Source organism: Chitinophaga filiformis (genome assembly GCF_023100805.1).
GTDB classification, from domain to species: domain Bacteria; phylum Bacteroidota; class Bacteroidia; order Chitinophagales; family Chitinophagaceae; genus Chitinophaga; species Chitinophaga filiformis_B.
Map to the genome: position 1 here is coordinate 7,619,059 of NZ_CP095855.1, position 13,927 is coordinate 7,632,985.

A 13,927-nucleotide genomic window follows, 5' to 3' on the forward strand; every position below is an offset into this window, starting at 1 on the left:
TGATTTTTAATAGTAAGCGAAATGTAATGGCATGGATATCCCCCGTCATTCGGCAGTCTTGACTCCGAATAACTGATTGACCACACTGGTTGATAAACGCGCGTTATATGTACAATGAATTCCCGGTTATAACCGGGACGATCAATAAGTTCTCATAACAAACTCTTTTTAGTTAAAGCGATAAATATTTGCATAGATGTTCCTTGTTGTCCGGGAACATCGTCGGTGAATAACCTAATAGATTACAGGCTGGTTGATAAGCACGTTTACATGTTACAATACGTTCCTGCAATGTGGCTGGAACAAGTAATAGCTGTTTTATTATAAAATCTGTATACCCTTCTTTTTATATGGCTGCAATTTTTTAGCATCGGGTGGCAGCTCAGTAATTAATATATCTATCTCATCCACATCACAGATCTTTAACTGTTCGGATGTATTGATCTTCTCTGAAATGGTCAATACCACTACTTTCTTGGCAGTGCTGATCATGGCTCTTTTTACCTGCACTACATCCCAGTCATTATCTGTTAAACCATCTTCCGCATCAATGGCATTGTTTCCGAGGAAACACAGGTCTGCTTTGATCATTTTTATCTTTGAAATAGCCTCCCCCCCTACTGTGATCTTTGATCCTTTGGATAGTTTATCGCCTATCACGATCACTTCTATATTCGGGTGATTGGCATATTCAAAAGCAGCAGGGAGGCTTACAGTAATGAACGTGGCCTGTAACTCTCTTGGCAGCACACGGGCCAGCTCTGCTATCGTAGTCCCCCCTGTAGTTAATACAAACATGCCGTCATGTATCAGTTCAACGGCTTTTAAAGCTATGGTCTTTTTATCTTTTACCGCGTATACATCCTGTGATGTGATACCCTGATGAAATGAATTGGAAAGTGCGCCGCCATGCACTTTTATGATCTTCCCCTCCTGTGCCAGCTCTGCAAGGTCACGGCGGATAGTATCTTCCGATACCTGTATCTGTTCGCTCAGATGAGAAGACAACACCTTGTTGTGCAGGTTTACCTGATGAAGTATGTATGCATGGCGTTCTTCCTTTAACATCTGGCGATGATTACTTTGGTTGAATACAAGGATCAATTTCTGCAAAAAAACGCAGAAAACAAAATATAACCCGCATTTTTTTGCTGCTTTTAGCCGGATTAAAAAGATTCATGCGGGTTTATGCCGGAAATGACAGTTTTCCCATGGTAATAGCCGGCATACCGGGCTTACCGAAGTTGATGCCTTCTCCACAAATCGCTTCATTGGCAAGTATGGCAAAGAGCACGGCTTCTTTTGCATCTCCGGCTATGCCCAATTCATCGGTAGTATGCCATTGCAGACGTGGCAGCTTTTCCCTGATCAAGCTTGTCAGCAAAGGGTTATGTGCGCCTCCGCCACTTGCATATATCGCATAGTCTTTTTCCTTCCGCACCACCCACTGCAGAGCCTCGGTAATCGTCTCTGCGCTAAAATGCGTCAGTGTAGCCATGATATCATATGGGGAAAGATCGGTGGTCTTGCTGCGCTCCTGTGCCATTTTTACATATGCTTTGTTAAACAGTTCAGGCCCTGTTGTGCGGGGGAATGTAGCTTTCAAAAATGGCTCGTCTTTCAATGCCGCCAATAAACTTTCGTTCATCGTGCCTTGTTTAGCAAATACAGCATCTTTATCGTATTCCACGTCGAAGAACTCTCTCGCAAAAGCATCCAGCAATGTATTACCTGGCCCCGTATCTGTTACAAATACGCATTCCGGATCAAGGTCTCCCGGCAGAAGCGTAAAGTTGGCGATCCCCCCCATATTCAGCATGATCCTGTTTTCGCCCCTTTTGGAGAACAGACAATAATCTCCATACAAAGCGAGCGGCGCACCTTCTCCACCTGCAGCAATATGCTTCTGTCTGAAATCACTCAGGGTGATAATCCTTGTATTTACAGCGATATGATCTCCATCTCCTATCTGCAAAGTGGCATTCAGGAAACCAGATCGGTTGTGTAAACGTTTGGGACTATGATACACTGTTTGTCCATGGGAGGCAATGAGATCTACTTCACCCGGAAGAATACTCCATTTCCGCAAGCAATTCGATATCCAGCGAGCGTGCAGGATTCCCAGCCATGGATTTAAGAGGCAAAGCTGCTGAAAAGAGATCGTCTCTTTTGCAAACACCTTCCGGATCTCATCTTTCACGCGTGCCGGGTAAGGCACCGTTTCAAAATGTTCCACCGTAACACGCGTATCCATTCCACTGCCACTGACAGCACATAGTGCTACATCCAGCCCATCCAGTGAGGTACCCGACATCAGCCCGATAATGCGCCTTACCGGCTTTTGCGCAATTGTAAACAGCCGTTGGAGGTTTGTGTTCATGATTTCCTGCTTTCTATGGCGGCCCTTACACTTCCTTTTTCTGCTATCAGCTGGCGTGCGGTGGCTTCATCCACATTCAGCTCACTCATCACCATCCTTGTAGCACGGTCTACCAGTTTATGGTTGCTCAGTTGCATATCTACCATCTTATTTCCCTTCACCCTTCCCAGTTGTATCATGATGGATGTGGAGATCATATTCAGGATCAGCTTTTGCGCTGTGCCTGATTTCATGCGGGTACTGCCGGTCAGGAACTCCGCTCCTACTTCCGCTTCCACAGGATACTCCACTGCGGCAGCCAGCGGACTGCCTGTGTTACAGGTTACACATCCCGTTACAATACCTCTTTCCCGCATGGTCTTCACCCCTCCTATTACATAAGGCGTGGTGCCCGACGCCGCAATGCCTATGACCACATCCTTATCATTGATATGAAAACTATCCAGGTCTTTCGCTGCCTGCTGCCTGTCATCTTCAGCAAATTCCACTGCCTTGCGGATGGCTTTATCGCCCCCGGCAATGATACCCACTACCAATTCATGCGGTACACCAAATGTAGGCGGGCATTCTGATGCATCGACAATGCCCAGCCTTCCGCTGGTACCGGCGCCAATGTAGAACAGGCGACCTCCTTCTCTCATTTTCTCCACTGCTGCCATTACCAGTCTTTCTATCTGGGGAATGGCTTTCGCTACCGCCTGGGGCACTGTAGCATCTTCACTATTGATCCCTTCCAGCAGGGCGCGGACACTCATCTTCTCCAGGTCATTGAACCGGGAAGACATTTCAGTTGTAAGCATAGTTCTAGCATTAATTTTTACAGATCAGGACAGCAGTCCTTTTTTCTGAAAGTTCCGGGAGCTCAGCCACAAACCGATGAACATAAACAATCCGTTAATGACAAGCAATTCCAGGCCTATTTTATAGTCTTTGAAAAGATATGTCTGCGTCATTTCCAGTACATAACACAGCACCGGTGCAGCCAGCGCAATACCAGGCACCATGTTATCATTCACCGTACGTTTGGTCAGAATACCGAAAGCAAACAGCCCCAGTAGCGGCCCATACGTGTAGGAGGCCACTTTCAGTATGACAGAGATCATACTCTGGCTGTCAATATGTTTAAACACCAACACTATCAGCAGGAATACCGCAGTGAAGGCAAGGTGCACGATACGCCGGGTCTTCTTTTTTTCTTTTTCCGACAGATCTTCTCTCCGCTGAATGTTCAGGATATCGATACAGAAGGAAGAGGTCAGCGCTGTGATAGCGCCATCAGCACTGGGGAATAATGCGGAGATCAGGGCGATGATAAAGATCACAGAAATAGCTGCCGGCATACGCTGGGCATCCAGGGCCAGTGTTGGGAACAGTTTGTCGGAGGCCGCTGTCACACCAATGGTTTCAGCATATAAGTACAACAAACCACCAAGGAACAGGAACAGGAGTATTACTACGCCGAAGATCAGGCTCAGTGTCATCACATTCTTCTGTGCATCTACCAGGCGCTTTACGGAAATGTTCTTCTGCATCATTTCCTGATCCATACCTGTCATCGTGATCGTGATGAAGGCCCCGCCGAGTATCTGTTTGAAAAAGAACAGGGGACTGTTCGGATCTGTGAAGAAGATCTTTGACATGCCTTTCTCTCCCATGGCCTGCAGGCTGCTGCCGATGTTCAGGTCAAGGCGGTTCAGGATATACACGATACAAATGACAAGACCCGCCAGCATACAGGTGGTCTGCAGGGTATCGGTATATACGATCGTTTTCACACCGCCCTCGAATGTATACAGGAGGATCATCAGCAGGATGATCAGTGTAGTGAGCCAGAAAGGTACCTGGAACTGATCTTTGAATGCTTCCTCCAGTAAGTTCTGCAGGATATTTACCACGAGGTACAACCTGGCTGTGGCCCCCAGGGTTCTTGATAATATAAAGAAGGAGGCGCCTGTTTTATAAGACTTCGTGCCGAAGCGCGTACTGAAATAGTTATAGATGGAGGTGAGCTGCAGGCGGTAATATAAGGGCAGCAGTACGAATGCGATGACAACATATCCCATCATGTTCCCCAAAGCCACCTGGAAGTAACCGAAAGCCGTTTTACCTACATCTCCGGGCACGCTGACAAAGGTGACGCCGCTGAGCGAAGTACCGATCATCCCGAAAGCCACCAGCATCCAGTTACTGTTACGGTTGCCTATAAAGAAAGACTCATTGTTTGAATTACGGCCGGTATACCAGGCTACGATCAATAGGATAACGAAATACGCAATGACAATAGAAAACAAAAGGCCTGGTGTCATAACAAGGTAGAATTTCAGTTGATTAAAACCGCACAAAAACGCACATTCACATTTCAATATAAACACAAAAACGCAAAAAACGCAGAATTGTATGCAGAAAAACGAATAAATTTATATTTTCACAGTACTTCCACCAAACCGCGTATATATGAAAAAGCTGCTCCTGCTGGTATTGTCCGCATTTTTCAGCCTTCCCCTTCTCGCAGACTGGATACGCATTAACCAGCTCGGTTATGCGCCGCACAGCTGCAAGGTGGCAGTATGGTGCAATAAAGAACAAGATACATTAAAATATTTTGAACTGGTCAATGCCCGAACAGGCCAGGTAGTATTCAAACACGCTGCAGGCAGGGCCGCAGGGGCTTACGGACCTTTCCGGCAAACGAGCAGGCTGGATTTTTCTTCCTTTACGAAGACCGGACAATATTATTTACAGGCAGGTGGGGCGAAGTCGCCCGTATTCTCCATCAGCGATACAGTATATAAAGGCACTGCTGACTTCTGCCTGCGATATATGCGTCAGCAGCGGAATGGCTTCAATCCCTTCCTGAAAGATTCCTGCCATACGCATGACGGCTTTCCGGTATATGGACCCGACAGCGTTTTTGTGCCGGTTTCGGGCGGATGGCATGATGCATCAGACTACCTGCAATATGTCACCACTTCCGCCAATGCCACCTGGCACCTGCTGGCAGCCTACCGCGACTTCCCAAAGGTGTTTACAGACTCATTACAGGCCAATGGACTGTCTGGCAACAATGGCATTGCCGACGTACTGGATGAGGCAAAATGGGGCCTGGATTGGCTCGTAAAAATGAATCCACAGGACGACAGGATGTATAACCAGGTAGGCGACGACCGTGATCACCAGGGCATGCGTATTCCCCGGCAGGATACTAATTTCTATGGCCGCGGATTGGAGCGCCCTGTATATTTCTGTACAGGTGCACCGCAGGGTTTATTGAAGTATAAGAACCGCAGCACAGGCATCGCCTCTACCGCAGGAAAATTCAGCAGCTGCTTTGCATTGGGTACCCAGTTGTTTGCAGGTTTGCAGTCATCTTATGCAGCTACATTGAGGCATAAGGCGAAGGCCGCCTATGAACTGGGCATGCAGCATCCGGGCGTTTGCCAGACGGCGCCCGGCCGTTCGCCTTATTTTTATGAAGAAGATAACTGGACGGATGATATGGAACTGGCAGCGGCCTCCATGGGTGGTCCGTATCTCACTGATGCCCGGACCTTTGCCAGACAGGAACCTGTTACGCCCTGGCTCGGACAGGATACTGCCCGCCACTATCAATGGTATCCGTTCATCAATCCAGGGCATGCGGAACTGGCCAGGTTATCAAAAGGTGCACAAAGGGACACATTGATGCGTTACTATAAGGAAGGTATAGAGCGTGTATGGCATAAGGCTTCGCAGAATGCTTTCTACCGGGGTATTCCTTTTATATGGTGCAGCAACAATCTCACGGTAGCCTTTGCCATCCAGTGTTACTGGTACCGGCAACTAAGCGGGGATGATACTTACATACAACTGGAACAGGCCTGTTTTGACTGGATCTTCGGCTGCAATCCCTGGGGTACTGCTATGGTATATGGCCTGCCACAACATGGCGATACGCCCGCTGATCCTCACTCCTCCTTCACTCACCTGAAACAGTACCCTATAGACGGTGGCCTGGTAGACGGACCTGTGTATACCAATATCTTCAGGAACCTGATCGGCATACAGCTACAGGAGGCTGACGAATATGCCGAGTTCCAGAGCGACCTGGCCGTATATCATGACGATTATGGCGACTACAGTACCAACGAACCTACCATGGACGGAACAGCGGTATTGATCTATCTCCTGGCGGCGCAGGAAAATGCGGCGATGTCGAAAGGATATACCATTACACAGGGAGGCATCACAAGAATGGACAGCAGCAGGAAGGAGATAGCACTGGTGTTTACGGGAGATGAATTCGGCGAAGGCCTGCCACATATTAACAATGTACTGCAACAACAACAGGTGAAAGGATCGTTTTTCTTTACGGGCAATTTTTATGGCAATACCCGTTTTCAGCAACCTGTCAAACAGCTATATGCCAATGGCCATTACTTAGGGCCGCATTCTGACAAGCATCTGCTGTACTGCGACTGGCAACAGCGGGACAGCCTGCTCGTTTCACAACAACAATTCACTGCAGACATGCAGGCGAACCTTTCTAAAATGCAGCAACTGGGCATCGATACGGCAAAGGTGCATACCTATATTCCACCTTATGAATGGTGGAACAATAGCATTGCTGCATGGTCAGCAAAGATGGGATTGCAGATCGTTTGTTTTACGCCGGGTACCGGCAGTAATGCAGATTATACATATCCGCAAATGGGTGCATCTTACAAAAGCAGCGAAGCGATACTGCAATCTGTAAAAGCATTTGAGAGGAACAGACCAGCAAAGCTGAATGGTGTAATATTGCTGATCCATGCAGGAACAGACGCCAGAAGAAAGGACAAATTCTATCTGCAGTTAAATACCCTGATCAGGTACCTGAAGCAACAGGGTTATAGTTTTAAAAAGGTAGATGAGCTGGTTATCTAACCTGCCCATCTCCTCTTACAAACCATTTTTCAGTTACGAGTTTCTCTAATGCAAAAGGACCTCTTGCATGTAATTTCTGCGTAGAGATGCCTATTTCAGCGCCTAATCCGAATACCCCTCCATCTGTAAATCTTGTAGAGGCATTCACATATACGGCGGCAGCATCCACTTCATTGAGGAAACGTTCACTGATCGCAGTATCTTTTGATATAATAGCTTCAGAGTGTTTGGAAGAATACTCCTGGATATGCTGCAGGGCTTCGTCTGCACCGCTTACCACTTTTACCGAACATTTGAAGTCCAGGAACTCGCGCCCAAAATCGGCGGGTGTAGCGCGTATCAGGTAAGGGTATTCCAGTGCCTGCAGCAGGTTGTACGATACTTCATCGGCAAAGATCTCTACATCATAATCCCGCAGGGAATCGCCCAGCAGGCGCAGTAGCCCTGGGGCCACCTGTTCATCGACCAATACTGTGTCAAGCGCATTACATACGGAAGGGCGGGATACTTTTGCATTGGTGATCACTTTGCTGGCCATTTCAAGGTCTGCCGTCTTTTCCACATAGGTATGGCAAACACCGGCGCCGGTCTCGATCACAGGCACTTTGGAATTGGCGCGTACATAGTCGATCAGTTGTTGTGAACCGCGGGGAATGATGATATCAATATACTTTACTGCTGTCAGCATTTCACCGATCAGGGCCCTGTCTACCGGCAATAACTGCACAGCATTCACATCTACCCCGAACGCTTCCAGCACTTCACGGATCAGCTTTACCAGTATGATATTCGTATGGAAGGCATCGGTGCCGCCACGGAGTACGGCTACATTACCGGACTTGATACACAGGGCGGCAACATCCAGCGTTACATTCGGGCGGGATTCATAGATCACGCCCACTACGCCCAGGGGAGCGGTACGTTTCTGCAGGTGTAAACCATTGGCCAAGGTCCTTTCCAGCAGCAGCTGGTTAGCCGGATCGGGTAACTGCGCTATATCTTTCAGACTGTCGGCCAGTTGTTGTATACGGCTGGCATTCAGTAATAACCTGTCTTTTTTGGGGTCTTCGTCAGACATCTTGTCCAGGTCCTTTTTGTTCTCCGCCACAATATCAGCGGTATGCGCTACAATCTGGCCGGCCAGTTGCAGCAATAGTTGCTGCTTCTGCCCGTCAGGCAACGTTTTCACAGAACGTGTAGCTGCCTGTGCCTGTACCAGTAAAGGTTGTATGGATTCCATCTTCCGCTTGTTTTACTTTGTTTATGTGTTACAGGAGCACAATATCATCGGCGTGCGCAATTTCCAGGTTCTGCGTTTTACCGTCTTCCGACAGGAGGTCGGAAGAGACCTTGGCGCGTGCCACGGCGATCACATTATGTTCCTCGTCGACGATCTCGAATACCTCGCCACCTTCAAATCTTTCCAGCACGGTCAGTACGCCCACTGCCAGCAAGCTACGTCTTTTCTGCAGTGCTGTCAGCGCACCCTCGTCAACCAGTACCCTGCCGGTTACCAGGCTACCGCTGGCCAGCCACTTCTTACGGGCCGGCATACTGCATGGCTGCGGCAGGCACAAGGTACCTGTTTTTCCGGCGATGGCATTCAGAATGCCATCAGGAGTGTGTATACCGAATATCACCACCCTAATACCCATGCGGGTAGCGAGGCGGGCGAAGGTCAGCTTGGACACCATTCCTCCCAGTCCCAGGCTGGATTTTTTAGTATCTGCCAGTGACAATACAGATTCGTCGATGGCGTCTATCTGCGGTACCACATTGCCCTGCCTGTCCAGTACACCACCTACGGAAGTGCTGAACAACAGCATGGAAGCGCCGAAACCTACGGCTATCAGGGTGGCCAGTTCATCGTTGTCGGAGAATTTCAGCTCCAGATCGCTCACCACGTCGTTCTCATTAGCTACGGGTATCACGCCGCTGGCCCAGAGCTCTTCATATGTTTTTTTCAGTTGCAGGAACTGCGCCCTGTTACTGAAATGCCTGCGTTCACAAAGGCTTTGCGCAATGGCAATGTCGTAGGGGGAAAAATACCGGGCGTACTTGCTGAGCAGCAAAGGGTTGCCGATGGCTGCTGCCGCCTTACGCTCACTCATAGTGCCACCGTAATGTTTCAGGTATTTCTTACCTGCAGCAACCGCTCCTGACGATACCAGTACGATATTATATTCTTCTTTCAGATCTGCTACCTGCCTGGCGATGGAGGCTACTATTGTTTCATCCAGCTCCCCGTTCTCGTGTGTGATGGAGGCTGTCCCAAATTTTATTACTAATATCGGTTTTGTCACTGCTCGCTGAATTTGCCGACAAAATATTGAAAATGCCTCATTTTTTCATTATTTACATTTCATTTAAAGTCTTTTACCGGGCTGTGACATCCTGTTTATACCGGAACTATTATTTTGCAAGGTTCTCTAATCGTTAAAACACTTATTGACAATGGGCTCACGCTTGGCTACCCGTCTTTCCTTATTCACCGCATTTTCTATATGCACCCAGCTTTCCCTGCAGGCGCAGGACAAAAACCTGGTACAATACGTAAAACCCATTATCGGTACAGAAAAAATGGGGCATACCTATCCTGGCGCCACTGTTCCTTTCGGGATGGTGCAGTTAAGCCCGGAAACGGATACGCTCCCTTACGAGATGAATGGACGGTACAATCCGGATGTCTATAAATACTGTGCAGGATACCAGTATGTTGATAAAACCATCACAGGATTCAGCCATACACATTTCAGCGGTACCGGTCATTCGGACCTGGGCGATTTCCTGATCATGCCTACAACGGGTAAACTGTATCTGAACCCGGGCACTGCCAGCAATCCTGAGAGTGGATACCGTTCCACCTTTTCGCACGATAACGAGGTAGCTGAAGCAGATTACTACAAAGTAAAACTCGATAAATACAACATCACCGCCGAGCTGACCGCCACTAACAGGGTGGGCTTTCATCAGTACACTTTTGCAGACGCAACAGACCAGGCGCATATCGTACTCGATCTGATGGCGGGTATCTATAATTATGGCAATAAAAATGTGTGGACCTTTGTAAGGGTTGAAAATGACACACTGGTAACGGGTTATCGCCAGACTAACGGATGGGCGCGTACGAGAGTAGAGTATTTCGCGATGTCTTTCTCCAAACCTATCTCGCATTATGGTCATCAGAACTATGCCAATGATGTGTACAGAGGCTTCTGGCGTAAGTTCGACGTAGCGCACGACTTTCCTGAAATGGCAGGCCGCAATATCAGGGCCTGGTTCGATTTTAAAGTGCAGGCAGGAGAAAAGGTCAAGATCAAATTCGCATTGTCGCCGGTAAGTACGGAAGGTGCGCTGGCCAACCTGCGTGCTGAGATACCGGGATGGGATTTTGAAAAAGTAAAACAGGACGGACAGGCGCAGTGGAACAAAGAACTGCATAAGATCACGGCACAGCTGAACAGCAACGATGAGATGATCAACTTCTATACTGCCATGTATCATGCTTTCCTGAGCCCGACCACTTACATGGACGTTGATGGCAGCTACCGTGGCCTGGACCAGAACAATCACAAAGCGGAAGGATTTACCAACTATACCACTTTCTCCCTGTGGGATACCTACAGGGCATTGCATCCATTATTCAACGTGATACAGCCTAAACGTAATGCCGACATGATCCGGTCCATGCTGGCACATTACGATCAGAGCGCACAACATATGCTGCCTGTATGGTCGCATTACGCAAACGAGAACTGGTGCATGATCGGTTATCACAGCGTATCGCTCATTGCTGATGCGATCATTAAGGGCAATGCCCCATTTGATGCGGAGAAGGCACTGGCAGCCTGCGTAACAACTGCCAGGCACCGCACTTACGATGGCCTGGGTTACTATATAGATATGGGTTATGTGCCGGAAGATAAAAACAGCTCTTCTGTATCCAAAACGCTGGAATATGCTTATGACGACTGGTGTATAGCACAGATCGCAAAGAAACTGGGCAAACAGGATATCTATGATGAATTCATCAAACGTTCCCAGAACTACCGCAATGTGTACGACGCAAGTATTGGTTATATGCGCCCGCGCCTGAACAACGGAACATTCCGTGCGGCATTTGATCCGTTGAAAACAGATAACCAGGGCTTTATTGAAGGCAATGCATGGAATTACAGCCTGTATGTGCCACAATATCCTGCCGAGCTGATTGCGCTCAACGGCGGTAAGAAGAGATTTTCCGGCCACCTGGACAGCCTGTTCACGATGCACCTGCCGGATGAATTCTTTGCTGAAACTGAGGACATCAGCCGCGATGGTATCATTGGCAATTATGTACATGGAAATGAACCATCCCATCACGTAGCTTATCTCTACAACTGGACAGGCGAGCCATGGAAAACACAGGAAAGGGTACGTATGATCCTGAAGAAAATGTACCACCCGGGTGCGGATGGCCTGGGAGGAAATGATGACTGCGGCCAGATGAGCGCCTGGTATATATTCACCTCGCTGGGCTTTTACCCGGTATGCCCGGGGTCTGATCAGTACATACTGGGAAGCCCGGCAGTAAAAGAAGCCACTATCCAGCTGGAGAACGGCAATACTTTCACTGTGGAGGCGCCTGGCCAGAGCGATAAGAATGTGTATGTGCAGAAAGTAACGCTGAACGGACAACCAGTGCTGACCAACAGCATCAGTCATGCAGATATCATGAAAGGAGGCCGCCTGGTGTTCCAGATGGGAGCGAAACCAAAGAAATAATCCGCATTCCCGGATAGAGAAAGAGGGATGGATGAGAGGATATTACTCTTGTCCATCCCTCTTAGTTTTTACGTAAATTTATATATACTAACCCGTATATATGAAAGCGATCCCGCATCAGTACAGCTTCAGGTTTCATAACCTGGGCATTGGGGATATACAATTGGGCAAAAAGCCGGAACAGATACCCGGCATGTTACCTTTTCCCTCCTATACCGGTAAGCATTATTTTCGGGTGTATCCTGATGCCGCTCATTATCATGCATTTAACGGAAGCGCCAGGGGCACTATAGAGAAGGATGATCCCGGTATTGACCTGCAGCACCTGTTGACGGGTATCAACGAAAACGGGTTTATAAACCGGATATTCCTTTATCCGCTGGTGCCGAATGAGCAATTGGCATGGCGATTGAGTCAATTGTACGGTGAGCCGTTGACGGGTAAAGCGCAGTCGGGAGAACAAAACACATGGATTACGGAGAGTGAAACGGAGGTAACGCTATTCAATCCGGCAGATAATAAAACTGCCAATACGGTCATTTCATTTCGCTTTTTTTATGACTTTTCAGCACTGAAGGAATATATCATTGAAGGTAGTACGTAGTGAACATATGCAAAAGAAAAGGCCTGCTAAAAAGCAGGCCAGTTATGGTACTTTGGGGGGGACAATACAATTAGGGTTTTCAAAGGGTACAATATTTTAAATCAGCATTCAGGCTTAATTGCCTTCTCAATATTAGAGAAAATAAAGTTCCGGAAGTTGTCATTAAAAGCGTGTAAGGATCATGTGAATCCTCATTTAGAGATACCTGTTACAACACGAAAATAAACATCGGGAGAGCAAAATGCCTGTGATTCATGCCAATAGAGCATTTCAAAGAGATAAATAACTGATAAACAGCAATTCCTATACAGGTAAGCGGGGCGAAAAAACCGGCAATGAATCAAGAGGAAATGTATAAGTACGTAAATGCAAACTTCGTAAATCACGGTAAACAGCCAACCGGTATTTCACGGTATCCGGCATCTCGATTTTCAGGCTATATATAATGTATGACCAATTTTGGGCTTAATAGCCCGAAAAAAGTTGTTCTTATATGTTATTTTTTCTGTCTACCGATATTATCCGGTAAATTTGTGCCGATGTTTACGCAGAAAATTCTTCATATTTATACAGAAATACAGCATAAATACACGGGTTTTATATTATAAAAAACTACATATAAACTGACCTGGAAGTAATTACAAATTTCTTATGTCTGTAATGTTGTGATTATCACAAACTTACAATGATTTCCCTATGCTTTAAACCCTAGTTTTAGCTTGTAAATGAGATTGATAAACCTAAAATACAATATCTTATGTCAGCCGCTAAAACCATGAAAGTTGGTCAGTTCGTAGACAACAAGCACGTCACTATGCTGCGCGAAAATTATACAGAGAAGAGATGGAAAGCGAATTCTGAGCGTCTTGGCAAACCCGATTCTCTGAGCGTATGGTATAGCCTTGACGAACTGAAGCAATACATCGCTACCGCAGAAGAAGCTGGAGCTGACGGCATCAGGGTTTATTTCGGGGTATACCCTTCTGTTTTTCCGGAAAACATTTTATTGCAGGATAGACAAACTATCGTTTTTGTGGCTACAAGACAGAAAATCAGTGAAACCGGTAAAACCGAAAACAAAGACATGTATGTTTCCACACCGAAAGGGCCAGAAATGGTGGCATTCAACTGGGGATTGCCCTGCCCTCCCGGCTGTGTAGGCGACCCGCAGTGGAAAAGCGTTTGTGAAAATACAGAGCTGCAGCCTGCGAACCGATAGCGTTTCCCCATCCCTCATAAATCAAGTTTTAAGCTGCCTGATGGTATCCGGCAGCTTT

At 47.4% G+C, this 13,927-nt stretch carries 10 protein-coding genes; 4 read left to right on the plus strand and 6 right to left on the minus strand.

Translation table 11 applies throughout. The features are described 5' to 3' along the window. Positions 1-321: 321 nt before the first annotated feature. From MYF79_RS29755 to MYF79_RS29770, 4 genes are all read right to left on the minus strand, one after another. Positions 322-1,068, minus strand: a complete 747-nt coding sequence (locus MYF79_RS29755) for a DeoR/GlpR family DNA-binding transcription regulator (protein ID WP_199653137.1) — start codon at positions 1,066-1,068, stop codon at positions 322-324. A gap of 118 nt (positions 1,069-1,186) precedes the next feature. Then, complete coding sequence (locus MYF79_RS29760; protein WP_247811489.1) at positions 1,187-2,380, minus strand: anhydro-N-acetylmuramic acid kinase; 1,194 nt, start codon at positions 2,378-2,380, stop codon at positions 1,187-1,189. Further along, positions 2,377-3,180, minus strand: coding sequence for an N-acetylmuramic acid 6-phosphate etherase (gene murQ / locus MYF79_RS29765; protein WP_247811490.1), 804 nt, complete (start codon positions 3,178-3,180; stop codon positions 2,377-2,379). The genes MYF79_RS29760 and murQ overlap by 4 nt, the downstream gene beginning before the upstream one ends. A gap of 24 nt (positions 3,181-3,204) precedes the next feature. Then, positions 3,205-4,686: a sodium:solute symporter gene (locus tag MYF79_RS29770; RefSeq protein WP_247811491.1), complete on the minus strand. Its 1,482-nt coding sequence runs from the start codon at positions 4,684-4,686 to the stop codon at positions 3,205-3,207. A gap of 148 nt (positions 4,687-4,834) precedes the next feature. On the opposite strand from MYF79_RS29770, the gene MYF79_RS29775 reads away from it, so the two are divergent. Beyond that, positions 4,835-7,282, plus strand: coding sequence for a glycoside hydrolase family 9 protein (locus tag MYF79_RS29775; protein WP_247811492.1), 2,448 nt, complete (start codon positions 4,835-4,837; stop codon positions 7,280-7,282). On the opposite strand, the gene MYF79_RS29780 is transcribed toward MYF79_RS29775, so the two are convergent. Then, positions 7,275-8,522, minus strand: a complete 1,248-nt coding sequence (locus tag MYF79_RS29780; protein WP_247811493.1) for a glutamate-5-semialdehyde dehydrogenase — start codon at positions 8,520-8,522, stop codon at positions 7,275-7,277. The genes MYF79_RS29775 and MYF79_RS29780 overlap by 8 nt on opposite strands. 28 nt (positions 8,523-8,550) lie before the next feature. Further along, positions 8,551-9,585, minus strand: coding sequence for a glutamate 5-kinase (gene proB / locus MYF79_RS29785; RefSeq protein ID WP_247811494.1), 1,035 nt, complete (start codon positions 9,583-9,585; stop codon positions 8,551-8,553). A gap of 151 nt (positions 9,586-9,736) precedes the next feature. Here proB and MYF79_RS29790 point away from each other — a divergent pair, with 151 nt between their 5' ends. The 3 genes from MYF79_RS29790 (at position 9,737) to MYF79_RS29800 (ending at position 13,869) form a co-directional block, all read left to right on the plus strand. Continuing rightward, on the plus strand, positions 9,737-12,046 hold the full coding sequence (locus MYF79_RS29790; protein ID WP_247811495.1) for a GH92 family glycosyl hydrolase: 2,310 nt from the start codon (positions 9,737-9,739) through the stop codon (positions 12,044-12,046). Positions 12,047-12,146: 100 nt separating this feature from the next. Beyond that, on the plus strand, positions 12,147-12,650 hold the full coding sequence (locus MYF79_RS29795) for a hypothetical protein (RefSeq protein WP_247811496.1): 504 nt from the start codon (positions 12,147-12,149) through the stop codon (positions 12,648-12,650). Positions 12,651-13,407: 757 nt separating this feature from the next. Beyond that, entirely contained in the window at positions 13,408-13,869 is a 462-nt protein-coding gene (locus MYF79_RS29800; protein ID WP_247811497.1) for a hypothetical protein, read from the plus strand. The last annotated feature ends 58 nt before the right edge of the window (positions 13,870-13,927 follow it).

What these genes read in the sequence shown, in the direction of transcription:
- MYF79_RS29755 (WP_199653137.1), bottom strand. Translation starts at nt 1,068, where the DNA reads ATGTTAAAGGAAGAACGCCATGCATACATACTTCATCAGGTAAACCTG.
- MYF79_RS29760 (WP_247811489.1), bottom strand. Translation starts at nt 2,380, where the DNA reads ATGAACACAAACCTCCAACGGCTGTTTACAATTGCGCAAAAGCCGGTA.
- murQ (WP_247811490.1), bottom strand. Translation starts at nt 3,180, where the DNA reads ATGCTTACAACTGAAATGTCTTCCCGGTTCAATGACCTGGAGAAGATG.
- MYF79_RS29770 (WP_247811491.1), bottom strand. Translation starts at nt 4,686, where the DNA reads ATGACACCAGGCCTTTTGTTTTCTATTGTCATTGCGTATTTCGTTATC.
- MYF79_RS29775 (WP_247811492.1), top strand. Translation starts at nt 4,835, where the DNA reads ATGAAAAAGCTGCTCCTGCTGGTATTGTCCGCATTTTTCAGCCTTCCC.
- MYF79_RS29780 (WP_247811493.1), bottom strand. Translation starts at nt 8,522, where the DNA reads ATGGAATCCATACAACCTTTACTGGTACAGGCACAGGCAGCTACACGT.
- MYF79_RS29790 (WP_247811495.1), top strand. Translation starts at nt 9,737, where the DNA reads ATGGGCTCACGCTTGGCTACCCGTCTTTCCTTATTCACCGCATTTTCT.
- MYF79_RS29795 (WP_247811496.1), top strand. Translation starts at nt 12,147, where the DNA reads ATGAAAGCGATCCCGCATCAGTACAGCTTCAGGTTTCATAACCTGGGC.
- MYF79_RS29800 (WP_247811497.1), top strand. Translation starts at nt 13,408, where the DNA reads ATGTCAGCCGCTAAAACCATGAAAGTTGGTCAGTTCGTAGACAACAAG.